Annotated in this window: 14 protein-coding genes; 5 read left to right on the forward strand and 9 right to left on the reverse strand. The window is 45.8% G+C overall.

Features of this window, described 5'->3' with window-relative positions:
• Positions 1-4 precede the first annotated feature (4 nt).
• Both NIAKO_RS03700 and NIAKO_RS03705 read left to right on the forward strand, forming a co-directional pair.
• Entirely contained in the window at positions 5-2179 is a 2175-nt protein-coding gene (locus tag NIAKO_RS03700; RefSeq protein WP_014217054.1) for a TonB-dependent receptor, read from the forward strand.
• Positions 2180-2325: 146 nt separating this feature from the next.
• Positions 2326-3321 carry a phosphatase PAP2 family protein gene (locus NIAKO_RS03705; RefSeq protein WP_014217055.1) on the forward strand — a complete coding sequence of 332 codons (996 nt, stop codon included), beginning with the start codon at positions 2326-2328 and terminating at the stop codon, positions 3319-3321.
• A 25-nt stretch (positions 3322-3346) separates the two neighbouring features.
• Here NIAKO_RS03705 and NIAKO_RS03710 read toward each other — a convergent pair whose 3' ends face one another.
• Entirely contained in the window at positions 3347-5554 is a 2208-nt protein-coding gene (locus NIAKO_RS03710) for an alpha-N-acetylglucosaminidase (protein WP_014217056.1), read from the reverse strand.
• Between the two features lie 280 nt (positions 5555-5834).
• The gene (locus tag NIAKO_RS03715) at positions 5835-6119 is read right to left on the reverse strand and encodes a hypothetical protein (RefSeq protein WP_014217057.1); all 285 of its coding nucleotides are present in this window, start codon (positions 6117-6119) and stop codon (positions 5835-5837) included.
• 366 nt (positions 6120-6485) lie between these two features.
• Here NIAKO_RS03715 and NIAKO_RS03720 point away from each other — a divergent pair, with 366 nt between their 5' ends.
• Complete coding sequence (locus NIAKO_RS03720) at positions 6486-9056, forward strand: rhamnogalacturonan lyase family protein (protein ID WP_172642119.1); 2571 nt, start codon at positions 6486-6488, stop codon at positions 9054-9056.
• A gap of 154 nt (positions 9057-9210) precedes the next feature.
• Here the strand turns inward: NIAKO_RS03720 and NIAKO_RS03725 are convergent, their stop codons facing one another.
• From NIAKO_RS03725 to NIAKO_RS03745, 5 genes are all read right to left on the reverse strand, one after another.
• The gene (locus tag NIAKO_RS03725) at positions 9211-10272 is read right to left on the reverse strand and encodes a sterol desaturase family protein (RefSeq protein WP_014217059.1); all 1062 of its coding nucleotides are present in this window, start codon (positions 10270-10272) and stop codon (positions 9211-9213) included.
• 16 nt (positions 10273-10288) lie between these two features.
• Positions 10289-10414 (reverse strand): hypothetical protein, encoded by a 126-nt coding sequence (locus NIAKO_RS39535; protein WP_014217060.1) that lies wholly within the window; start codon positions 10412-10414, stop codon positions 10289-10291.
• A 290-nt stretch (positions 10415-10704) separates the two neighbouring features.
• Complete coding sequence (locus NIAKO_RS03730) at positions 10705-12006, reverse strand: NCS2 family permease (protein ID WP_014217061.1); 1302 nt, start codon at positions 12004-12006, stop codon at positions 10705-10707.
• A gap of 568 nt (positions 12007-12574) precedes the next feature.
• Positions 12575-14227, reverse strand: coding sequence for a RagB/SusD family nutrient uptake outer membrane protein (locus NIAKO_RS03740; protein WP_014217062.1), 1653 nt, complete (start codon positions 14225-14227; stop codon positions 12575-12577).
• A 45-nt stretch (positions 14228-14272) separates the two neighbouring features.
• Entirely contained in the window at positions 14273-17266 is a 2994-nt protein-coding gene (locus tag NIAKO_RS03745) for a SusC/RagA family TonB-linked outer membrane protein (RefSeq protein WP_107685757.1), read from the reverse strand.
• Between the two features lie 239 nt (positions 17267-17505).
• Between NIAKO_RS03745 and NIAKO_RS03750 the strand changes: the two genes are divergently transcribed.
• Together NIAKO_RS03750 and NIAKO_RS03755 are read left to right on the forward strand one after the other, a co-directional pair.
• Positions 17506-18108 (forward strand): CDP-alcohol phosphatidyltransferase family protein, encoded by a 603-nt coding sequence (locus NIAKO_RS03750; protein ID WP_014217064.1) that lies wholly within the window; start codon positions 17506-17508, stop codon positions 18106-18108.
• Positions 18109-18435: 327 nt separating this feature from the next.
• Positions 18436-18984 carry a Crp/Fnr family transcriptional regulator gene (locus NIAKO_RS03755; RefSeq protein WP_014217065.1) on the forward strand — a complete coding sequence of 183 codons (549 nt, stop codon included), beginning with the start codon at positions 18436-18438 and terminating at the stop codon, positions 18982-18984.
• A gap of 634 nt (positions 18985-19618) precedes the next feature.
• Here the strand turns inward: NIAKO_RS03755 and NIAKO_RS36350 are convergent.
• Positions 19619-21961: an Ig-like domain-containing protein gene (locus tag NIAKO_RS36350; RefSeq protein WP_014217068.1), complete on the reverse strand. Its 2343-nt coding sequence runs from the start codon at positions 21959-21961 to the stop codon at positions 19619-19621.
• A gap of 139 nt (positions 21962-22100) precedes the next feature.
• On the reverse strand, positions 22101-24122 hold the full coding sequence (locus NIAKO_RS39275; RefSeq protein WP_014217069.1) for a glycosyl hydrolase family 18 protein: 2022 nt from the start codon (positions 24120-24122) through the stop codon (positions 22101-22103).
• Positions 24123-24152 lie beyond the last annotated feature (30 nt).

Consider the following 24152-nt stretch of genomic DNA (forward strand, 5'->3'; position numbering starts at 1 on the left):
GCGCATGAAAAACTGGATGTTATTTATTGTATGCCTGGTATGCACACTGGCTGCTTCTGCCCAGGAAATTTTCAGGGTAACTGTTAAGGATAAAACAACCGCTCAGGCATTGCCCGGCGTATCGGTTACTCCAACCAGTGGTAAAGGAATTGTTACCAATGATAATGGACAGGCAGTGATAAATGATCTGTCGGCAGGCAAACATACCATTCAGTTTTCATCGGTAGGGTATGAAACCCAACTACTCACCATTACTTTACCTGATACCAGCTGGCATGAAGTGTTTTTAACAGCTGCTCATAAAGAAATGGAAGAAGTAACTGTATTGGCCAGTACCCGTAATAACCAGCGGATAGAAAATTCTCCACTGAAGGTAGAAGTGCTGGGAAAGGAAGAGATGGACGAAGAGAATGCTATCAAACCCGGTAACATTGCCAGTATCCTGGGAGATGTAAGCGGGATTCAAATTCAACAATCCTCTCCGGTGTCAGGAAATTCAAATGTACGTATCCAGGGTTTGGATGGCCGCTATACACAAATACTGCGTGACGGAATGCCGCTCTTTGACGGTTTTAGTGGTGGCTTTGGCATTATGCAAATTCCACCGCTCGATCTGAAGCAGGTAGAGCTTATTAAGGGGTCGGCTTCTACCTTATATGGAGGGGGAGCCATTGGCGGTCTTATCAACCTGATCTCTAAACGACCCGGTTTTGACCAGGAAGGCATGTTTACGCTTAACCAGAGCACTTTGAAGGAAAGTAATTTCAATGCGTATGTGGCAAAACGAAATAAAAAGGTGGGCTATAACTTTTTCGGTGGCATCACGCACCAAAAGGCTGTTGATGTTAACGATGATGGTCTCTCCGACGTGCCTAAAACAGATGCAGTGGTAATACATCCCCGGTTCTTTTTTTACCCCGATAGCAAAACAACTATTGCGTTGGGTTATACCGGTACTTTTGAAACCCGCAATGGAGGTGATATGCAGGTGATAAAAGAAAAAGGAGATGCCCTGCATCAATTTTTTGAGAAGAACAAAACTGACCGGCATACCGGTGATCTGCTGGTTGAGCGTACAATAAGTGGTGGCAACAGGCTGCAGTTGAAAGCCAGTACAAGCTCATTTGACCGGGAGATCACTACCAGCATTCACCATTTTAAAGGCAACCAGTTAAATTATTATACCGAAGCTTCGATATTGGTTCCAAAAGAAAAATACAGTTTTGTAGGTGGAATAAATGCAACCGGTGACCGCTTCAACATACTGCCTTCCGATCCGGTGGCATTGACCGATTTCAGCAATAATACTGTTGGTGCGTTTGCACAGGGCACATTTAATTTACCTGTAAATACGATCCTGGAAGCCGGGCTCAGGGCCGATCATCACAATCATTATGGCAATTTTGTATTGCCAAGGGTGGCATTATTTCACCGGTTTAATGAGGAGTGGGCTACCAGAATGGGCGTAGGCTTTGGTTATAAAGCGCCCAACCCGCTGGCGGTGCAAACCGTTGATTATCCTATCCAGGATCTCCAGTCATTACCGCCCGGTATCCAGGCTGAAAAGTCGATAGGTTACAATCTGGAGATCAATTATAAAAAGCAATTGGGCGATGAAGGTTCTTTATTCATCAACCACGCCTTCTTTTTAACCCGGATCAATAACCCGGTGATTGCAACGGAAGAAGCTGCAGGTCCGGTATCATTCAGCAATGCCGGCAGCCATATACTCACCCGCGGTACTGATACCTATGTGCAATTAAAACTGGAGGACTGGGAATTGTACGCGGGTTATACCTATACCATTGCAGAAAGAAAATATTTAAAAGAGAACCAGTTTATGCCGCTCACCCCCCGCAACCGTTTTGCATTTGTTGCCGTATATGAAATAGAAGGCACCTGGCGGATTGGACTGGAAGGCTCTTATACAGGTACACAGTACCGTGACGGCGATACAAAAACACCAGGTTATATGTTTACGGCACTTATGCTGGAAAGAAAGTTTGGTAAAAAGGTTAGCCTGGTGGCCAATTGCGAAAATCTGCTCGATTACCGCCAAAGCAGACACGAAGCACTTTATACCGGAACCATCACCGATCCAACGTTTAAACCTTTATGGGCGCCCATCGACGGGCGGGTAATAAATGTCTCCATCCGCTGGAATTGGGGAAAGAAATAATCTACCCGCAGCAAGCTTCAAAAACTCTTCAGATTTAAGTATTTAATTCAGTAGCAAGCAGTATGTTGGAATGGCATAATATTTTAATGTATAGCCTGAAAGCAACATACATATTTGACGTAGATAGATAAAAAATGTCTTTCAACATGGGACAGAAGCTACGATATGCGATCTTCTGGCTGATGCTATTACCCTTTACAGCATTGGCGCAGAACGATTCATTACCAAAGAAACTGGATAGTTTAAACAAGCTGCCGCCAGCATTAAAAAGAGGCAATAAAGACAGCATCAGGCGGGAGTTCTACAATCAGAAAACAAAGATCACGTTTCCTGTTTACTTCACCTTGCTGGGCGATGACATCAAACAACAGGTTACCGAGCCGTTTCATGCCAAACCACGTGACTGGTACAGAACGGCCGCTGTATTAGGAATTACCGCCGGGGTATTACTGTTAGATAAGCCCATTAACAGTACGGCCGTAACGTGGCGCAGGGAAAGTCCAACATTGGTGAACACCAGTAAATACGTCACGCGCTTTGGCGGCCCGTATGAGGTATATACGCTGGCTGCTCTGGGTACCTATGGTTTTCTTTTTAAGAATGAAAAGATAAAGACCACTACGTTATTAGCCACCCAGGCTTATATTTCCTCAGCCGTGATCTTTGAAGCACTTAAGTTTCTATCGGGAAGGCAACGGCCATATAATTACAACCCGGAAATTAATTCAAATAAATCGCTCTGGCATGGACCGTTTTATCAATTTAAAAAAGACGCGTACGGCAACAAACCCGACAATTACTCCTACACTTCATTTCCATCGGGACATACTACGCTGGCTTTTGCTGCCGCAACCGTATATGCCATGGAATACAGCGACCAGCCTGCAATTAAAATTCTTTCTTACGGTGCCGCGTCTGTTATTGGTTTAAGCCGCATAACAGAAAACAAACACTGGGCCTCTGATGTGCTTATAGGTGGTATAATAGGTCACCTTATAGGCCGGCAGGTAGTGAATAACTATCACCGGTATGCAAAACTGAAGTCGGAACAGGCTGCGGCTAAAAAGAAGAATACGTTGTCCTTTGCGCCCAGCTATCAGTTTGGCAGATGGCTGCCGGGCGTTTTATATACCTTTAATTAAATGTTGAATGTTCAACATTCGGAGTTCAATATTCAATATTCCTGTATTTCTTATAAAGCATTTGCGCCACCTGAACACTATTGCCTGAAGGGACAACAGGATATGCTTTCTGCGTATTTACCCATTTCCATTCCCAGCTGCGAATATTTTCCTCAAATTGTTTCAGATCCGGTGTTGAACCGGTGCGTAAGGATTGTTGCAATAAGGTAAAGAACTGCTGCCAGCGGGGTTTGTAGAAATCATTCAGCAACCCGCTCCATTGCCGGTTCGAGTATTCATGCAATGGGCTGTTGGCGTCGCCCCAGAGGGTGATTAGATCCCGGGCGTTTTGTTCGTATAAAGCTTTTTCAGCAGGCGTTGTGCCATTGCTGCGGGCAGCAGATAACCAGGGACCCAGCATGAAATCTTTCCGGCTGGCCAGCAGCAGGTCCATATCACTGATGAGTTGTAAAAAAGCTTTGCTGTATTTGTTGAAGGCCGCACTGTCTTTTGCGTTAAATGCAGTCACCCATTTTTTTTGTAATGGCGCAGCATAGTTAGCCAGCACCTGCCGGGTAACATCAACCAGGTCATATTGAAACCCGTCGCTATTGACGCCCTTGCCGGCAGCCTGTACAAACAGGTCCCAGGCAGGCAACAGCTCGTGAGGGGCGTAATTGAGTTTGGTGCGTGTCCAAACGGTAGTGGAATCAAAAGTAGGGCGGCCGGTAATGATAGATTCGGCGCCGTCGCGAATTACTGCGCCATTATAAACCGTTTTCCTGAGTATTTGCCAGGCATCTACCAGGTTGGTGTTATTGGTGCGGTAGCGGTTCAGTACATATTGGGGAATCCAGGCATCCAGGTCAACAGGAGTGGTTTGCCAGGTATGCCTGGTCATCAGTTCATACATTACCGGGTTTTGTTCAATGGCTTCCATAGTTAACCCAATGCCCCACAGTTTGCCCGATGCTTTATCGTTCAGGGTTTCCGCCGGTTGTGTGGCTACCCCATCCATGCGGCCAAAGAGATTTACATTGCCTCCGAAGTTGTGCAGCATATTCCAGATCCACGGTTTGCCATAAAACGCATCGGTACGTTTCCAAACCGGTTCAATCTCTGCCGCCAGATCGAGCAGGATCATTTTATTATCCGGCACTGCTTTCAACAGCGCTTCAATCTGTGGCGCCTTCCAGAATTTACGGTCACTATAAAACAGCCAGCCCTGCATTACCCAGGTAGCTGCAGTATCGGCCTGTTTCATGCCCTCATAAATACGGGCGCTGAGTGCTGAAAGAAAAGCCGGATCATCAGAGGGTGGTTCGTTTTCATTGAACGTATCTGCCGAGTACAGGTGATCGGTCCCAAACAGGCTGGTTTGTTTTTGCAAAAAACGTTTCCCCATCTCAGCAAACAACGGGTCCTGTGAATCAAGAATGTAGGTATCGGCAAAACCATTTGTCCAGTTGGTGGCCTTTAGTTTGGCGTTCGGGTATTTCTTTTTGAATGCGGGCGGAACGTGCCCGGTAAAGGCAGGCAGTACCGGTTTCATGCCCAGTTCTCTTTCGCGTTGCAATATTTTTTCCTGCAGGGCTTTATGGCTTTTCATCCAGCTCAATGGCAATGGGCCACCCCAGGCATCTAGGTTGCCCATCCAGAACCAGCCAAAATAGGCCGGGCCGCAAAAGAAGTTTTTCAACTCTTCATCGGTAAAGCCCATTTCTTTATATACTTCGTACCAGGTATATTCTTCGCCGGTAATGGCCAGCGGCATATTGATGCCATGCAGGGCCATCCAGTCAATTTCTTTTTGCCAGCGCTCCCAGTCCCACCAGCTCATGCTGTAATTGAAGGTGCAATAGTTGAGATAGTAGCGATAAGTATAGGGGGTAACCTTGTGTATCTTTTCTTTCACTACAGGCAGGGAAGCGGGTAGCTGCAGATTGGTGCCGTTCCAGGTGATCTGGCAATGACAATATTCGGTAAGATAATGATACAGGGCGCAGGCGATGGACGTGCCATTGTTGCCACGAAGCACAATGCTTTTGCCGCGGTTTTCCACTTCAAACACGTCTTTTCCGTTTTCGGCAGGGAGATCTTCCACAATAAATGAGGTGGCATAGCGGGGAACAACCCGTTTAATTAAGCCGTAAGAAGCTTTAGGGTTTAATTGGGCGGCAAGCGTTACGGGCAGCATCGTTACCAGGAACCACAGTATAAAGCCTGTCCTGGGTGTTCGTATTTGTTTTACCATAGTTTAGTAACTGGTTATCAAGCCAATTGGTTACGGAAACAAGATAAAACCAATTTTTTACTTTCGGCCAAAACGCCTGTCATATAGTAACGAAACCCTTTTCGTAAACTTCGATTGTTGGAAAAACCGTGTTTATACCCTGGTTAACAAGGTGGGAATTTTATAAATTAGGTATAGCAAAACTTATTATTGGGACTAGTGAACAGACAAAAATAAGAGTTGACCGGTTAACTTGTTAACTGGTCAACTCTTTGACTTTCGATTGGTATTGCACAAATTATTATGAATGCTGTAAGTGATATTTTACCCTGCTCTCCAGTTTATCAAGATTCTTATCTTTCATTACAGTAAATGAAAACTTCTTACCTGTTTTCGCTGCAGCACGCGCCACAGCATCTATAACTTCGTTTATGGATGATTTGTCCTTGCTTTTAAATTCCACGTTACCGCTATCTGCTTTTGGCCCGGCCGCCAACAGCGATTCTTTCTGCATTTCAGTATATAAGTTTGTGTAATCGGCAGGGTTCGCACTATGTAATTCAACCCGGGCAGTGAATGTGTTCATATATAGACTATTTAATGGTTTGAAATAAAATATTTGCCTGATTCATTTTTGTTAATGGGTGATTATGGTATTATTAATAATCTCCATAATAAACCAATTTATTTAAACAACGCTGTTTTGTTTAATGGCCACTATTACTAAAAAAGCGTGCCAATATGCTACAATGGGGATATAATAACAAAGAGCTTACAATTGTTAATGAATGTTATCCTACAAATTTAGTAGGATAATAGATAGGATCAAACTATTTAACAATTAAATACTCATAAACTATAAGTTATTGACTCAGGCTGGTGCAGGATGGAATTTTCGCAGAGCTATCTAATTTCCATGTTTATTTTAACCATCAAGGCTTGCTATATAAATATGCAAAAACGACATATATCCCTCGCGCTTACTGCTGTTATCATTTTTATCTTTTGGGGTTCACCAGGTAATGCACAACGTCAAATGGAAGCCCTTGGACGGGGGGTAGTAGCCGTACATAGCAGCGAAAAGCAGGTATTTATCAGTTGGCGGTTATCAGGTACTGAGCCGGCAACCACTGCATTTAATATCTATCGGCAAACTGGTGAGCAAACACCGGTGAGGTTAAATAGAACACCGCTTACCAATGTTACCTGGTTTATTGATTCGCTGGCAAACTTATCAGCCAGTACCACCTGGCAGGTAAAGCCTGTATTGAATGGAAAAGAATTAACAGCAGGCGCCGGAGCGTTTACATTACCGGCCAATGCGCCGGTACAACAATATTTATCCGTTCCAATACAACCACCGCCCGGTTCATCTATCATGAACCAGGCCTATACGTTCAGCGCCAATGATGCCAGTGTGGGGGATCTGAATGGCGATGGGGAATATGAGCTCATTTTAAAATGGGAGCCTTCCAATGCAAAGAATCCACCGCAGCCCGGCTTTACCGGTCCGCAGATCATAGATGCCTATACCCTTACAGGAAAATTGTTATGGCGGATAGATCTGGGTAAGAATATCCGTTCCGGCGCTGCCTATACGCAACTATTGGTATATGACCTGGATGGGGATGGCCGGGCTGAAGTAGTTTGTAAAACTGCCGATGGCACTATAGATGGCAAGGGCAGGGTAATTGGTGACAGTACAAAAGACTGGCGCACATTTACTGAAAAAGATCCCACCTATGGTAAAATTGTGAATGGACCAGAGTACCTGACGGTATTTGATGGCCTCACGGGGGCGGCACTGGCTACCAGTACGTTTATTCCAGACCGGTATCCTTTGAACGGTTGGGGCGGTATTGGCGGAAATGGCGGCAATGATAACAATGGCGGCCGCGCCGACCGCTATACGGCCGGTATTGCTTACCTGGATGGTGTGCACCCCAGTGTGGTGTTTGTACGCGGCTGGTATGGCCGCTCGGTACTGGCAGCCTGGGACTATCGTAATAAACAATTAACCAGCCGCTGGGTATTCGATTCAAAAGATGCCGGCAATCCCTATAGCGGAATGGGTAATCATAGCCTTACGGTAGGCGATGTAGATGGAGACGGGAAAGACGAGATTTGTATTGGCGCCATGACGGTGGATGACGATGGCAAAGGTTTATATACTACCGGACTGCGCCACGGCGATGCTTTGCATATGACCTGCATGAACCCCGACCGGCCGGGTATGGAGGTGTTTGGCATTCATGAAAGTGAAGAAAAAACACTGGCATTACAAACGCCCGGTGTGGCTATGTTCGATGCAAAGGATGGTAAGATCCTGTTCCGTCTGGCCCCGGGTGTGGATGTAGGCCGGGGTGTGGCGGCCGACATCGATCCCACGCACAAAGGTTTTGAGAATTGGGGCGGCCCCGGTGGCTTGCGGGATGTACATGGAAAAACGATCACGGAGAGAACACCCTCTTCTACCAACTTTGTTATTTGGTGGGATGGAGATCTAACCCGCGAATTATTAGATAAGAACCGGATTGATAAATGGGACTGGAAAAATGAAACAACCAATAACCTGCTTACCGCAGAAGATTGTGTTGCCAATAATGGTACCAAGGCAACGCCTTGTTTAAGCGCCGACCTGTTTGGTGATTGGCGGGAAGAAGTGATCTGGCGAACAGCTGATAGTAAGGAATTGCGCATTTATACCACTACGATTCCCACAACCCATCGTTTTTATACCCTGATGCATGATCCGCAATACCGGTTGGCTATAGCCTGGCAGAATGTAAGCTATAACCAGCCACCGCATCCCGGTTTTTATTTTGGGGAAGGTATGACCGGTCAGCCAAGGCCTGATATCACAACGCCCAGGGTGCAGCAGCAAACAGATGCCAGTTCGCTGACCGGGGGAACACTTATCTATTCAGATAATTTTTCAAAACCGGTAGATCCCCGTCAATGGATCGTTGAGGCAGCCCCGGAGGAGCGAGCTTCGGTGCATACACAAAACGATCAATTGGTATTAGATACCAAAGGCGGCGTAACAGTTTGGTTGAACCAGTTATTAAAGAATAATATCCGGATTGAATACGATCGCAAAGTAGTAGTGGCAGGCGGGGTGAACGACCGCCTGAGTGACCTTAATAATTTCTGGATGGCCAAAGATCCGGGAAATAAAACCTTGTTTACCCGTAATGGCGTACTGGAATCGTATGACTCGCTCCAATTGTATTATGCGGGCATGGGTGGTAACAGCAATCGCACAACCCGGTTCAGAAAATATGAAGGCAATGGAGAAAGAAAATTATTGCAGGAGTTTACCGATGCAACCCATTTATTACAGCCCAATAAAATATATCACATTGCTATCATTACTAAAAACGGTGTTACTTCCTATTGGGTAGATGGCCAGTGTTATTTCTCGTATAACGATCCTTCGCCATTAAAGGAAGGTTATTTTGGTTTCCGAAGTACCAAATCGCACCAGGAAGTAAGTCAGTTTAAAGTGTTTCAAGTGGATTAGAAGTAACAGGCAGAATGCCTAATGCTTCAGCTGCAAGCTGCAAGCTATAAGCAATACACCTCAACGCGGTCTCGGATTAGCCGGACTAATCTGGAATCCGGGACCGCCTGTATTTGCTTTAGGCTTTCGGCTTACAGCTTTCAGCTGTATTTTATCAGCTTGCTGCTTGTGGTTTGAAGCTTGCAGCCGCGGTCTCTATTTCATCCCCAACCTCAGGTCCATTAGCTGCCAGTTCACTACCTTCTTTCCTGGATTTAAAAACGGGCCATAAGAATTGCGCATACCATTCTTCCTGTTTATAATGTTTCAATCCATATGATTTAGGGTATTGCCGGGTAATGATGCCGGTTTTAAAAAGCACGTCCCACAAAAAGAACATATTACCAAAGTTCCCCTTGTAATGACCAATGCCATCATCATTGCTATCGGCATGATGTGCATGGTGGGTGGCCGGTGTTGAAATAAGCCGCTCCAGCACCCAGCCAATCGGTTTCAGCCATTTGATGGAATAAAAAGGTTTATCCCAGGGAATGCTGGAATGCGCCCCCGTGGTGATCAATGATTTTATTCCGGTTACAAACAATGCAGCATAGCCAAGCCCCAGGTAGGTGAGGGATGTGGTTAAATAGATCTGTGAAAAGAAAATAGTATAGATCACATTCTGCCTGCTGGCCATTGCCATGCCCATATAAGGCGCCGAGTGATGGGTACGATGAAAACGCCATAAGAACGGCAACTGGTGATGCAGCCGGTGGTACCAGTACTGCGTAAGGTCATCTGCAATGGCAATTATAAAAAAGCCCCACCCAAAAGGGATCCAGGCAAAAGCGTCTTTACCGCCAGGTAAGAGAATAGGTAATACTTTCAACCCAAAGTAAGCAATGAGCGGACGAATAATAAACTTCGGCGCAATAAAGCAAATGATGTCCAGGATGCGTTCATTCTTTGTCCATTTGTTTTCATACAAGCCCACAGCAAATTCAGCAACACCCAGTATAACCATAATGACGGGCAGTCCCCAGGTGCTGAGATTTTTAAAGATGGCTTCCAGGAACTGCGGCGCCTTAAAAGGTAACACTGCCGGACCATGTTGTTCCCAGGGCTTTGAACCGGTTATATAAAAAGTAAAGAACATTAACACCACAGGCAATGCATAGATAAACACACTGATCAGCGCATCGCGGGATATTTTTTGTGTGAGCGTAGCTGGTTTCATTGTATAATAGTTTTGATTATCGGTTAATGACAAGAAGATTGGCGAGCCAGAGCCCTCCGGCAATGATGGCCAGCGGTATTAAAAAGATGAGGATGCCTACCGCGATCTTTTTTGATATAATGATTACATCTGTTGTGGTCATAATAGATAGTTTATGGTTATGAAAAGTGCTCAACAGTAGAATTCAGCAAATGATCTCAATCTGGAGTGTCCGAACAGAAATCGGGAAGCAATGCAATCGGAGGAGATTAACAGCAGCAGTAACAACAACAGCGATGTATAGTAAATCTTGCTATATACATAATTGATAGTACAAGTTTACTATCTTTTTATAAGTCTACCAAAATAATGGACTAAATATTTTTAATAATGAAGCCTTGTCGGTGAGTAGTAGAACTTAAAAACATTGAACTTAAAACTGTAAACTCCTGACTATTCCAGTATCAATGCCAGGATCGCAAAAGCATCAATAACCAACAGGGCAACAGGCAAATCTTCTTTCTTCCCAATAATCAATTTGATCGCAGTCCAGGTGAGGAAGCCCCAGATGATACCCTGGGTAATACTATACGAAAAAGGAATAATCACCATTGCCAGAAATGCCGGTATGGCATCATCCAATTGCGTCCAGTTTATTTTGGTAACAGGTTGCACCATAAATACACCCACCAATACCAGGGCGGGCGCCGTGGCAATAGCTGGCACTACCGATAGCAGTGGCGCTAAAAATAAAAAGGGTAAAAATAACAGGGCGCCGGTAATGGCGGTAAGCCCGGTTCTTCCCCCTTCTTTAATGCCTACTGCAGATTCAATATAAGCTGTACCCGGACTGCTTCCTACCAACCCGGCGATGGTGGTGGCCATGGCATCGGTTATTAATGCCCGTTTTATATTGCGGGGTTCGCCCTTTTCATCCAACAGGTTGGCGGCTTCTGATAAACCAACCAGGGTGCTAAGACTATCGAACATATCGGTAAATACAAAGGCAAAGATCACGGGTACTACCGACCATTGCAGGGAATGCACCAGGTCCAGTTTAAACACCAGGCTAAAATCAGGCGCAGCGAATACGCCTTTCCAGGAAATAAGTGGTGGCGTATCCAGTGCCCACCAGTGGCCAATTGGCAGGGCGGCCAGTGTGGTAAAAACTATACCCATCAGGATGGCGCCCTTTACCTGCCGGGTTACCAATATGGCGGTGAATAATAAGCCGGCGAGAAAGGTAAGCAGGGCAGGTTGTAATTTTCCAATACCAACAATAGTGGCTGGGTTGTGCACAATGAAACCCGCATTTACAAAACCAATAAGGGTTATAAACAAGCCAATGCCGGCAGCAATGGCATACCGCAATGGCCGGGGAATGGCGCGAACTATATAAGTGCGGATGTTGAAGGCGGAAAGAATTAAAAACAATACACCGCTCCAGAACACGGCGCCCAAGGCTACCTGCCAGGGCACCTTCATGCCTATTACGGCAGAGAAAGTAAAAAAGGCATTAAGCCCCATCCCCGGCGCTACCAGTACCGGGTTCTTCGCATACCAGCCCATCATTAAGCTGCTAAAAAACGACACCAGCACGGTGGCTGTGAGCACTCCGCTAAAAGGCATGCCTGCCTGGCTGAGCACCGAAGGGTTTACCACAATAATATAGGAGGTGGCCAGAAAGCTGGAGATGCCGGCAATGATTTCGGTACTGCGGGTGGTGTGGCTGGTAGGTTGGTCGGTGGCTGTCATAAACTGAAGATAAGAAGAATGGGACCAGGAATTATTATGGACTCTGCAGCACTTAACAGAGACATAACAGGGACATAACAGGGACCAAACAGGGACCTTACAGGGGGGTAGTCCCTGTGAAGTCCCTGTTACCTCCTTGTTTAGTCCTTGTTATTTTGGAAAATAACCGGTTAAAGAGGCAAAGAAAAATCCCGTCCATCCGCCAGCTGGCGGATGAGACGGGATTTTATAAAATTGCCGGTTCCTGATTATTTCACTACAAACAGGGTTCTTACCGGTGAATCGGATTGTACCTGTATCGTATACATACCTGACCGTAATCCGTTGAACCGGATGCGGCCGTTGGTGAGCCTGCTTTATTGTACAACGCTGCCACGCATATCTGTAAGCTGCCAGGCTTCATTATTTCCATTCTTCAATATAGCGGCGCTGTTTTCTTCCTGTGCCGTTTGCCATTGTAATGTTGATCAAGATTAATCGTTTTATTGATCAAAATCAAAAAGGTTTCCCGGTACCCCGGGAAACCTTTTTGGGATAAGAACTGTCAATAAAAATGAATCAGTCCTGGTTATTGTGGATACCCATCATTCTGAGCCAGCTTTGTATTCAGCTTTCTTTCAGAATTTGGAACGGGGAATATTCTTCTGTACAGCGATTTATCCATGCCTGGTGTATAGCCAGGCGTAGGCAGATCACCGGGAATAGGATATTCAGTTTCGTATTTGCCAAAACGGATCAGGTCGTTGCGGCGCCAGTTTTCCCAGTAAAATTCGCGGGCGCGCTCATCGAGCAGGTCATCCAGCGTAAGTGACGCAACTGTTGGCGCTTTGGCGCGGGCGCGTACTTTATTCATTAATACCACTTCATTTTGCAATTCGCCATTTACGGTGGTTGCCAACGCTGCCCCGCCGCGTAAAATGGCTTCTGCCTTCATTAAATAAATATCGGCCAGGCGGAAGATGGGCATGTCGTTGCCACTCATGCGGGTAAGTGCAGTAGTAGCCCGGTCTGGATAATATTTAATACTACGGATACCCATGCAACGGGCCTTGTAATCATTGCCCACATCAAAAGGCTTTTTGCCGGTCATGGTGAGGGTTTTGGTGATCTCCAGCTGCCAGGTGGTATCGCCACCTGGGCCTGAATAGCTGGCGTCCAGGTCTTTCTTAGTGATCTTTATCGTAAATGGTGTGCCGTCTTTGTAGGTTTGTTTTCCTACCAGCCAGGTGTTGTTACGCTCATCACCAGGCAGGTTGAACCGGTTGTAAAACTCAGGCGTGGTGCTCATGGAGACACTCAGGTTATTGGGCACGCCATATACCGGATACATATAAGCCATAAAACCGTGACGCGTAAACTGGTTCCCATCCAGCAGCAGGGGATCGTAGGGAATGGCGAAGACAGTTTCGGTAGTAGCCGGACCATTATCCGGTGCAAAAACCGAGGCATAGCTGGGATCGAGGGAGTATTTTTTAGAAGCAATAACACTATCACACATAGCTACTGTTTCGGCATATTTGGTATTTCCGGGGCCCAGGTATACTTCAGCATTCACGTACATTTTTGCCAGCAGGGCAAACACCATGGCTTTAGTTGGATGGGCATAGGTTGCCTGAGGGTTGTTGGCATCTTTTGCCGGTAATTTGCTAACTACGGCTTTCAGTTCCGATTCAATAAAAGCGAATACCTGTGCTCTTGTTTTGGTGGCCGGTAAATCGTTTACCGGGAAGGTGTCAACGATGGGCACGTTGCCATAGATATCCATCATAAAGAAATAGAACAATGCACGCATGGTTTTTACTTCGGCAGTAGACGCTATGCGGGCGGGATCAGTTTCGGCCATAGAGGAGTTGGCAATGTTGCTTAAAACACGGTTGCAGGTATTGATGGCGCCAAATCCCCATGACCATACATCTTTTACGTTTGAGTGATCGGGTGTATAGGTATGGTGATGGTGCTGGCGGTATTGTCCACCGTCGTCATAGTTACCATCGCGGCCGGGAATGATGGCCTCATCGGTGGTGAGTTCCTGCATCCGGAAATACTCAATGGCATATCTGCTGGCCAGCTGCGTATAAATGGGGCCAATCAATGCCTGGTAGTCGAGAGATGTTTTGGGAAAATTGCCAAGGGTGTATTGCGACTCCGGTGTAACATCCAGTTTAGAACACGCACTGGCTACAAAAACGATAGCTAGTGATGCGATCAATATTTTTTTCATACTGGTAATTATTTATTATAGTGTGAGCTCTTATTTTTTATTCTATTAGAACACGATGTTGGCGCCAATGATAACCGATCTGGTTTTTGGATAGAAGTTTTTAGCATCTATACCTGGCGTTAAGCCACCGATATTGATCTCAGGATCGATGCCCCGGTAACCAGTGATGGTAAACAAATTGTTACCAGAAACATATACGCGCAGTTTGCTGATGGCCTTCACCTTTGTTTTAATAGAATAGCCCAGGGTAGCATTATCCATGCGGATATAATCGCCCTTTTCCAGGAAGCGGTCCGAGGTGAGGTAGGCAAACGCATCGGTAAATGCTTCGCCCAGCGTGAATTTAGGCACGTTGTTGTTTTTTGAATCGGCAGGGCTGTTCAATTGCGCCAGCGTATTGTTCAGGATCTTATTGCCGGTTACACCTCTCAGAAAGAAATTCAGATCGAAATTCTTATAGGAAAAAGTGTTGTTCCAGCCAAACAGCAGCTTAGGCTGTGCATTGCCAGCAACCATAAGGTCTGTTGTCAAAGGCTGGCTCGCAATGGTCTTTCCATCGGCTGTGAGGAAGGTACTGCTGCCCACATCGTTCTTGCCCATGTAATGCCACAGACTGAAGGTTCCCAAAGGCTGGCCTTCCTTCAGGATCTGGCTCCAGTTACCTGACTGGCCTTTTCCGCCCAGGTAAGCAAGGGGATAATAATCAGGGGCCTGAAACCTGCCGTTTGATAAAGACACCACTTCGTTCTTGTTATGTGAGGCGTTCAATGAAGTGGTCCAGTTGAAAGCTTTGGTTTGAACCGGTGTTGCGGTGATGGATACTTCAATACCGGTATTTTTTACTTTTCCCACATTCGCTGTCATGGTGCTTGAAAAATATACCGTGTTGGGTACCTGGTAACCGTAGATCAGGTCAGAGGTGTTTTTGATATAGTAATCGATGCTACCGGTGATGCGGTTTTTCAATACGGCGAAGTCGAGACCAATGTTGGTCATGGCTGTGCTTTCCCATTTCAGATCGGGGTTTTCATTGGTTACAGGTAACAGGCCGTTCAGGTACAGGCCATTGCTGTAGAATTTACCACTTACGTCGTAACGGGTGATGGCAGTGAACGCATCAAAGCCCAGTGAGTTACCCGATACGCCATAACCGGCTCTCAGTTTCAGGTCGTCAAAGATCTTTTGATTGGCCATGAACGATTCCTGGGTAATGCGCCAGCCTGCTGACACGGTTGGGAAGTAACCCCAGCGGTTGTTTCTGCCAAATGCAGAAGAACCGTCTTTACGTAAAGAGGCCTGGAATAAATACCGGTCTTTGAACTGGTAGTTAACCCGTGCATAGTAGGAGATGAGGCGCAGTTTGGAAATGATGTTATTATCGAACCGGATGCTGTTAACCACCAGGCCGTTACTTACTGCCAGGTTATTATAGGCGAGCAGATCGTTGGTATAGTTTTGGGTATAAACGCCAACCCCATCGCCGGTGCGGTCCTGCTGCCAGGAGTAGCCGCCCAGTAATTTAATGTTATGGTCCCCAAAGGTTTTGTCGTAATTAAAATAAGATTCAATGATCTGTCTGTTGTTTTCATAATTAGAACGGTGGGCTTTACCATTGGCGCCTACAGCCTGTCCTGAGTATACATTGTTATATACGTTTGAGTCAAGCCGGGTGCGCTGGTTTGAAATGGTGAGGGTATAGCTAAGGCCTTTCAGGATCTTTACTTCTGCCAAACCATTCAGTAAGGTATTTTCTTCTTTATAGTCAAACAGGTTGTTGGCAATGATGCCAACCGGGTTCAGATAACCACCGCGGCTGAAATCTTCAGTAAAGGAACCGTCGGGGCGGCGCACGTTTACCGTAGGCATATAAGTCAGCATGTTGTTGAACAGGGCGCCCTGGTCTACATCACGATGTTTGGCGGTGCTGTTGGTGGCTGAAAAGCCCAGTCGCAGGCGGTCGTCAAAGAATTTGGTTTCTATATTACCCCTGGCTACGATCCGCTTCAGGTTGGTGGTTTTTACAATACCCTGGTTATCGAAATAGTTGATGCTGGCGCCATACAGGGTATTGCCCTGTGAGCCATTAAAAGCCAGGTTATGGTTATGAGAAACACCGGTGCGCGTCACCTGGTCCTGCCAGTTGGTATTGGCGCCGCTGTCGTTATATTGCGATACCAGGCTTTGCCCGTTTTTGCTCAGGTAATCCCTTAACTCATCGCCACTCAGCATATCAATTTTTTTTGAGATGGTTTCAATGGCTACATAGGGATTGTAGGACAGCATGGTTTGGCCCTGTTTGGCACGGCGGGTAGTGATGATGATTACACCGTTAGCTGCACGGGCGCCGTAAATGGCGGTGGAGGAGGCGTCTTTCAAAACGTCTATTGATACGATATCGGTAGGCGCTACCAGTTCCAGGTTGGCCCCGGGCACTCCATCTATAACATAAAAAGGTTCGTTGGCAGGGCCCTCACGCAGGGTAGATGGTCCACGCAGGATAACCTGTGGGGTTTTGTTGGGGTCACCGCTTCGGGCAATGTTCAAACCAGATACTTTACCCTGTAATAACTGGGTGGGTGAACCGGTTACTACCTGGTTAAAGTTTTCGTTGCTGATACTGGTTATTGAACCGGTGATATTTCTTTTGCTCGATTTTCCATAACCCACTACCACCACATCGCTTAACTGTTTCGATTGCAGGGTAAGCGTGGTGTTGATGGTTGTTTGGTTGCCAACAACCACTTCCCGGGTTACAAAGCTGACCGCAGAAAACTGCAAAACGGCCTTGCCGGCAGGCACAACGATCTCAAAGGTTCCACTTTCATCGGTAGTTACGGACTTGTTAGTGCCTTTGATAGTAACGCTCACGCTGGGTACCGGCACCTTATTATCATCTGTTACTTTTCCTTTAATTGTACGGTCCTGCTGCTGAAAGGCTAAAACAGGTAATGCGAAGAACAGCATCAGCGCTGTTAGTATGGACAAGCATGTTTTTGGGGCAAGCGGCAAACATAAAAAACGCATGATTTTTTTTCTCATTAGTAAATGTTTGGTGTTTCGAGATAGTAAGAAGTGAACCTCTCTAAATTTAATTTTTAAAATGCAGGCATAGCTCCGTTAGCGATAGTAAAAGGATAAGTGGTCGATTTGGAGGAAAGCGCAAAGGGAAACTTTCGGTATTACTAAAATGTAAACGGTATATTAAGTTATTGCTTAGTGCTGCAAAATATTTTTAGCTATTTTAGTGGCAGAACGCTATTCTAAATAATAATAAAGGCATGAACAAGATCCCGGTACTACTTATTTATTCAAGATTGCTGTTGGGCGTGAGTATTTTGTTATTGAGTATTCTGCACATCGATGATTACAATGTAATTGCTATCGTGCTTTTTACAACCGGTTTGCTCACAGATATATTTGATGGCATTATTGCCAGGCGGTTGAAGATCTCAACTGAGCGGCTGCGGCGGCTGGATTCTTCTATTGACCAGGTATTTTTTGTAGCAGTAGCCATCGCCACCTTTTTTCAATGCAAAGCTTTCTTTTATAATAATTATCTTAAACTGGCTATTCTGTTGGGTACGGAAGGGCTAACCTATGTAGTAAGCTTTGTTAAGTTTAAAAAGGAGGTAGCTACCCATGCTATTGCATCAAAGATCTGGACTTTGATCTTATTTGCTACCCTGATACATATAATGGTTGATTGCAATGCCCGCGTTTTGTTTGAGTGGTGTTTTTATGTGGGAATGATCTCGAGGCTGGAAATTGTGGCCATTTTATTGATCCTGCGGAAATGGACAAATGACGTTCCTTCGGTTTATCACGCCATATTATTAAGGAAGGGGAAAGAAATCAAAAGGCACAGACTTTTAAACGGTTAAGGATGAGTGGGTGCCGGTTACTCAATTGCCTATTGTCCATTGCGTATTGGCTGTTGGTCCTGAGCGCAGCCGAAGGATTGTGCCAGGCGGAATCCCCGGGATCTACCTGGGGTTCCGCTGGACTTGTAATGTTTGCGTAGATACAAACCTACGCGTAAAAACCTACAGGGAGTTACGATTCAGGGAAAACAAATTATTAATTCCGGAATAGTATTTCCACGTATATGAAACACCTATTATTAATCATACCTTTGAATTACCGGTTATGGTCCTGTTGACTAGTGCATTCCCGCCTGTTGCACCATCCCGTCTATAATTTATATTGAAATGAAAACGCTGAAAGACCATATTAAACGTACCATTTCCGTTACGGAAAATGAGTTGGAGCATATGGTGCAGGTTTTTCAGCCAATGACCGTGGAGAAGGAAACTCACCTCATAAAATCCGGTCAGTATTGCGATAACTATTATTATGTGGAAAGCGGTTCGCTTCGTGTTTATACGATGGTGGAAAACCTGGTGGTGACCAACTGGTTTGCTTTTGAAGGAAATTTCTTTACCGACCTGGAAAGTTACACCTATCAGTGCCAGGCCAAGTTTAATATACAAGCCATTGAGAATTGTTCGCTATTATATATTTCCAGGAGTAATATGAACACCCTGCTGGCCCAATACCCCGCCTGGGGTGAACTGGTTCGCAAAACCTGGGAGCAGGCATTTCTGCGTTTATCACAAATAGTTTTATCGGTTCAAACCATCTCGGCCAAAGGACGGTACGAGCAGTTATTCAATCACCAGGAGTTAATACAAAAGACTCCGCCCAAAGAACTGGTTTCCCTGTTGAGCATCACCGATTCGCCCTTAGCTAAAAAATAGTAATCACCAAAGTGATGGTTGATGCCCAGCATAACCGGGCACCAACCATTCATTATCATTGGTTTTTCAAAAAGTCAAAATGGTGCATTCATAAATTTAATTTATGGGTGAAGAAGTGCCTGTATGTAGCATTATTCATTGGGAAGGAAAGAGGCAATAACCGAGGGTGTGTTCTTTTAAAGGAGGTATACCGTGAGCTGGAGTGTTTTCAGAAGTGGGATATATCCTACCTAAGATACATAAAATTTGGTTACGGCCAAAAAGTCACAGAAATAAGTTGAAAGGTTGACAGGTTAACTTGTTAACAAGATAACCCATCAACTGGCAGACTAGGAGTAAATATTAAAGTCGCTGTCGTTCTTGTTGCGCTTGCTGTTTAGAAAAAAAGATAATATAACGCCAATCATAATAATGCCGGTGATAATAGGAAATGCTATTGGATCCATAATGCCGTCTTTTATATGTTTGATTAGACGGTTAACTGCAGCAGATATTGTTAATGGCTTGCAAGTTTTTCGTTAACGTGAAAAAGGCAACGAGGCAATGAGGGAACGATCAACAAGGAATATAACCTTGTTGCCTTTCCGCCTCGCAGTCTCGTTGCCTCGGAGCCTTGATGCCTTGTTGCCTTCTTTTAGCGTTTAATCAGTTTCCTTGTTATGGTTTCTTTACCCGTATTTATTTTCACGAAGTAAATACCAGGGCGCAGGTTAACCACATTGATGGATTGTCCGCTCAGCATGTGTGGCGCTGAATACACTACTCCGCCGTTGATATTAACGATAGACACGTCAAAATGATCGCCCATATTGCCATACCTGATGACCATTTCATTCTCAACCGGGTTGGGCAATAATTGTAAGTTTGGTGAATAATCGATATACGGTACCACGCCGGCACCGGCCGCTGATTCCGCTGCCATAGCCCTCGCTGCAGTTGATTGACGAATTACTATGGAACTTGTCCAGTCGTTCAGGTTTACGGTAGACCCGCCCGATAAACCTACGGTTACCAGGCACGATGCATTGCCTCTGAACAAATAGGCTGGTCCGGCGAAATTATTATCGCGATAGAGGATCGCTTCATACCCGCTGTTTACTTTCATGGAGGAGATGTCGTCGTTCAGTGCGCCCTTCGCAATCAACTGGTTAAGTGTATACGTACCAATAGGCAGGGTAATGGCATAGCCACCATAATTACAGTCTTTATAAATGGTCACTCCCGGGGTGTTACCAACTGAAAGGGTAATTTGGGTGGTAGACTGTCCGCCGCTATTATCTGTAGCTACTGCTTTTACTGTATAGGTGCCAGCCGTTACGTTTGCCCAGGTATATGAATAAGGCGCGGTAGCGTCTTCACCCAGTTTGGAGCTGCCGTTAAAGAATTCCACCTTGGCAATAGAGCCGTCTGAATCGGCAGCATTCGCATTGATGGTAATGCTGGCCGGTGCGCTAAAGGTGGCGCCATTGGCAGGTGAGGTAATGCTTACAGTTGGCAATTTATTACCGGTTGGGGTAGAACCGCCGGTAACAGTACCCGTGATGGTATAAGTGCCCAGCGATCCATAATTGGAATAACCGTTGGTAACGGGATCGCCTGAACCCGTACCCGTAACCGAAACATAGTAATTGCCTGCAGCCAGTGTGCTGCTGATGCTGGCATTTAACCCGGTTGGATTACTGGTGGTAACTACCGTACCATTCTTGTCATATAAAGTGGCCAGGATATCCAGGTCGGGATACGCGGCGTTTGAAGTAAAGGTGAGGTTGAGATTGCCACCGGTTGTGGTGAATGCAAACATATCTACATCGCCTGTGCGCTCTATCAACCCGGCATTGTTTACACTGCCTGTTGCGCTAACAGTGAGCGGTGCGGCTGCTGCAGCGGTATTGCCATAATCATCGGTGCGATAGCCCAGGCCATACGCTGGGCTGGTAATGATCGCCAGGTCATCCTGCTTTTGGCTGGCATTGGCGTATTCGCCTTTACTCCATTGTACCAACGATACGTAATAACCAACGCCCATGATAGGGGCCCAGCCGCCCTGGCCTTCGTAGTATTCTTCAACAGGGTTGGTGCGTCCGTCGTGTGAAAGCCCCAGGGTATGACCTACCTCGTGCGAACCGGCTTCGCCGGCTGCTCTGGCGCCGCTGTTGAATACCCAGCAAGGGGTGTCGTCATTTGATTTAAAAGAACCTACATACGCTACCCCGCCGGCTCCCGGGGCAGCCGTATTGGTAGGCGTAAAAATGCACCGCATTCTTCTTGTTTTCGGATACGTATTAAAAACGGCCTCACTGGTGGTGATGTTAATGTGAAACGGGCGGTAATCTTCGCTGATTAATTGCCATACTTTTTCTTTGTCAGCATCTGTTAAATTGGCCGGGGCTGCATTGATGGGATTACCGTTGTTCCAGCCAGTGCCTGAAACGAGTTGTCCATCGAAGTCGAGCAGTACACAGCCATTGCCACCGGGAAAACTTTGCAGGTCGGTAACAGCTGCTGCCGCATTGGCGACAGCAGGGGCCGGGGTACTGGCGTCGTGTGCTTGTTTATAGTCAATACAAACTACATTATTGATGTCTGTTTCTTCAACATATACTGCACCGCTTTCATCGGAAGAGTATTTGTAAGCTTTTTTAGTGTCATGCAACAAAATGTGTCCGTACACTGATTTGCCTTCAAACACGAGGTAAAACGATGAGTGGGGTACATTTTCGATGCTGCCCGCCAGCGTTTCGGAACCTGAATTGAGCGACCGGCGAAAATTAATAGCAGCTGGTAATGAAAGGGAAGGGGATAATTGAAGCTGCAAACTACTGAGTCCATTGGGTTTTTGTTTGGCAGCTATTTGCTTCCTGAAGCTGTTCAATACGTTGTTGCTACTGCCGATAGGATAACGTTTATCCTGTTGTCCATAGGTTGCGGAACCTAATGCTACAAGGCCTACCAGCAGGTACAGATTTAATTTGTGCATGTTGCGTGATTGAGATGAAGAATGGTATAAAATAAAAAACCTGTCAGGTTAAAACCTGGTAATATGCATACTACGAATATGCACACTACGGTTTAAGCCTGACAGGGATTATTAGCTAATTAACAGAACCCAAAAACTACTACTTGATGAACTGGCGGGTGATCTTTGTTTCACCTTTAGTAAACATCAAAGTATATACACCTTTGGTCAAAGAAGATACATCGATCCTGTTTGAAGCCGCACGTGCAGCCATTACAATTTTACCGCTGATATCATAGATCCGGATGATACCACCATCCAACGACAGACCGCTTTGGATATTCAGTTGTTGTTGTACGGGGTTTGGATAAATGTTGAATGCTTTACTATTTTGGATAGAAGCGTCTACCAGGCCGTTCACTGCTGCCATACGGGTACCGGAAGAGAGCGGAGTAATGCGAACCCAGTTCAGGTTCCAGCCACCAGCTTGTGCGTACACACCAAAGTTATACGTCCCTGCAGTCACGGTAACTGTTTGAGAAATGGTTGTCCAGTTCTGCCAGCCGCCTGTGCTTGGTACAGCTATCTGGCCCAATTGAATAGAACCTGCATTCAGATCGCATGATACAGCGCCACCACCATTTAAGCTGGCAACACGGTATTCAACTTTGTACTGACCGGTAACAGGGAAGTTGATGTTGTAGAACGCCATCCAATCGGCCTGATCGATATAACCTACATCCTGGCCACCATCGGTATCGGTAGTTGTTTCGGTTTGAACGCCAGACATGCTGTTATAGCTTTCAGCCTGGATCAACACACCACCTGTTGGCGGAGGATTAGTAGTAGCATCTGTACCGTATACTTCAAATTCATACAGCGAGTAACCCCATTCTGTACCACGGGCAGTACCAGTCATGCGAACATATCTGCCTGTTTTTGTTAAACCTGTATAGTCATTGGTAAGTGAAGTATTACCAGTAACGGTTTTAACATTTGTCCAGGTAGCATTGTCTGCAGAAACTTCCAATACGAAATTGCTTGCATAAGCAGCTTCCCACAGCAACCTGATCTCAGTGATATTGTACTGTTTGCCTAAGTCAATAGTGATCGATTGCGGATCAACTTTTTGAGTAGATGACCAGCGGGTGCCTGTGTTGCCATCAACCGCAAAATTACCGGCAAACTGAGTTTCTTCAACAGATGAGACCGTTACGGTTTTGTTGAGGGCGATGTTGGTGCCGGTTGGAGGAGGAGGAGGATTGGTTCCGCCTCTGCTAACCACTACATCGTGAATAGCTGATACCAATGAGTATTGATTAAATAAATCATTGCTCAGCTCCCACATCATGATGCCACCACCATTGTCGTATGCAAAGTTGGTTTTGTTTTTAATGGTAGTGATACCATTGTAACCCTGGCCATCAAATGTGTCAGCGTATGGGTCTGCACCACGGTTAACCAGCTGGGCATAAGATTCCCAGCCCGGGTGAGCGTAAAAAGGAACGCCCAATACCGCTTTTGCTTTAGGTAAGCCACGGCCAACCCAGTAGTTCAGTGATTGTTGTCCGTAAGCAAATGTTGAGTGCTGATAGTCGTTTTGATCGTACGCCATCAGGTTCAAAAAGTCAACTACATTAAACACTCCGTTCAGGATACTTGATCCGCCGTCGCCTACAACAGCCGCAGTTAAGATTTTGCCGCGGTTGTGCATTTCAGTAGACAGTGATGTCATCAACGTGAGGTAGTTGTTGGCAGAAGCGCCATTGTCCGGGTATTCCCAGTCAATATCAACACCATCGAGGTTGTACTGATTAACCAGGCTTATCAGGGCGTTGATGAAGGTAGTACGTGAACTGCTGCTGGCAGCCAGTCCTTCAAAACCGCTGTCATTACCATCGTTCCAGCCGCCTACAGAGATCTGTACTTTAACACCATTGGCGTGCGCCTTGGTTACCAGGCTCGACAATTTACTTGGATTGTCAAGACCCTGTAAGGTACCGTTCGTGTTAGGCAGAATGAACGCATAGTTAATGTGAGTAAGCTTGGTATACTGTACAGTGTTCACATCGCCAGCCCATGATGGCATATAGCCAACCACTTTGAACTGCGCTGATGCCTTCTGCACAGTAGCGAAAGCCAGGAGAGCAAGGAAGATCCTTCCCGGTAGATTTTTCTTCATGATTTTAGATTTTGATTTTACAGGTTCGGA

The organism is Niastella koreensis GR20-10, from assembly GCF_000246855.1.
GTDB lineage: Bacteria > Bacteroidota > Bacteroidia > Chitinophagales > Chitinophagaceae > Niastella > Niastella koreensis.

Excerpts from the sequence above, each read along its gene's own strand:
- NIAKO_RS03700 (WP_014217054.1), top strand. The coding sequence starts at position 5 with ATGAAAAACTGGATGTTATTTATTGTATGCCTGGTATGCACACTGGCT.
- NIAKO_RS03705 (WP_014217055.1), top strand. The coding sequence starts at position 2,326 with ATGGGACAGAAGCTACGATATGCGATCTTCTGGCTGATGCTATTACCC.
- NIAKO_RS03710 (WP_014217056.1), bottom strand. The coding sequence starts at position 5,554 with ATGGTAAAACAAATACGAACACCCAGGACAGGCTTTATACTGTGGTTC.
- NIAKO_RS03715 (WP_014217057.1), bottom strand. The coding sequence starts at position 6,119 with ATGAACACATTCACTGCCCGGGTTGAATTACATAGTGCGAACCCTGCC.
- NIAKO_RS03720 (WP_172642119.1), top strand. The coding sequence starts at position 6,486 with ATGCAAAAACGACATATATCCCTCGCGCTTACTGCTGTTATCATTTTT.
- NIAKO_RS03725 (WP_014217059.1), bottom strand. The coding sequence starts at position 10,272 with ATGAAACCAGCTACGCTCACACAAAAAATATCCCGCGATGCGCTGATC.
- NIAKO_RS39535 (WP_014217060.1), bottom strand. The coding sequence starts at position 10,414 with ATGACCACAACAGATGTAATCATTATATCAAAAAAGATCGCGGTAGGC.
- NIAKO_RS03730 (WP_014217061.1), bottom strand. The coding sequence starts at position 12,006 with ATGACAGCCACCGACCAACCTACCAGCCACACCACCCGCAGTACCGAA.
- NIAKO_RS03740 (WP_014217062.1), bottom strand. The coding sequence starts at position 14,227 with ATGAAAAAAATATTGATCGCATCACTAGCTATCGTTTTTGTAGCCAGT.
- NIAKO_RS03745 (WP_107685757.1), bottom strand. The coding sequence starts at position 17,266 with ATGAGAAAAAAAATCATGCGTTTTTTATGTTTGCCGCTTGCCCCAAAA.
- NIAKO_RS03750 (WP_014217064.1), top strand. The coding sequence starts at position 17,506 with ATGAACAAGATCCCGGTACTACTTATTTATTCAAGATTGCTGTTGGGC.
- NIAKO_RS03755 (WP_014217065.1), top strand. The coding sequence starts at position 18,436 with ATGAAAACGCTGAAAGACCATATTAAACGTACCATTTCCGTTACGGAA.
- NIAKO_RS36350 (WP_014217068.1), bottom strand. The coding sequence starts at position 21,961 with ATGCACAAATTAAATCTGTACCTGCTGGTAGGCCTTGTAGCATTAGGT.
- NIAKO_RS39275 (WP_014217069.1), bottom strand. The coding sequence starts at position 24,122 with ATGAAGAAAAATCTACCGGGAAGGATCTTCCTTGCTCTCCTGGCTTTC.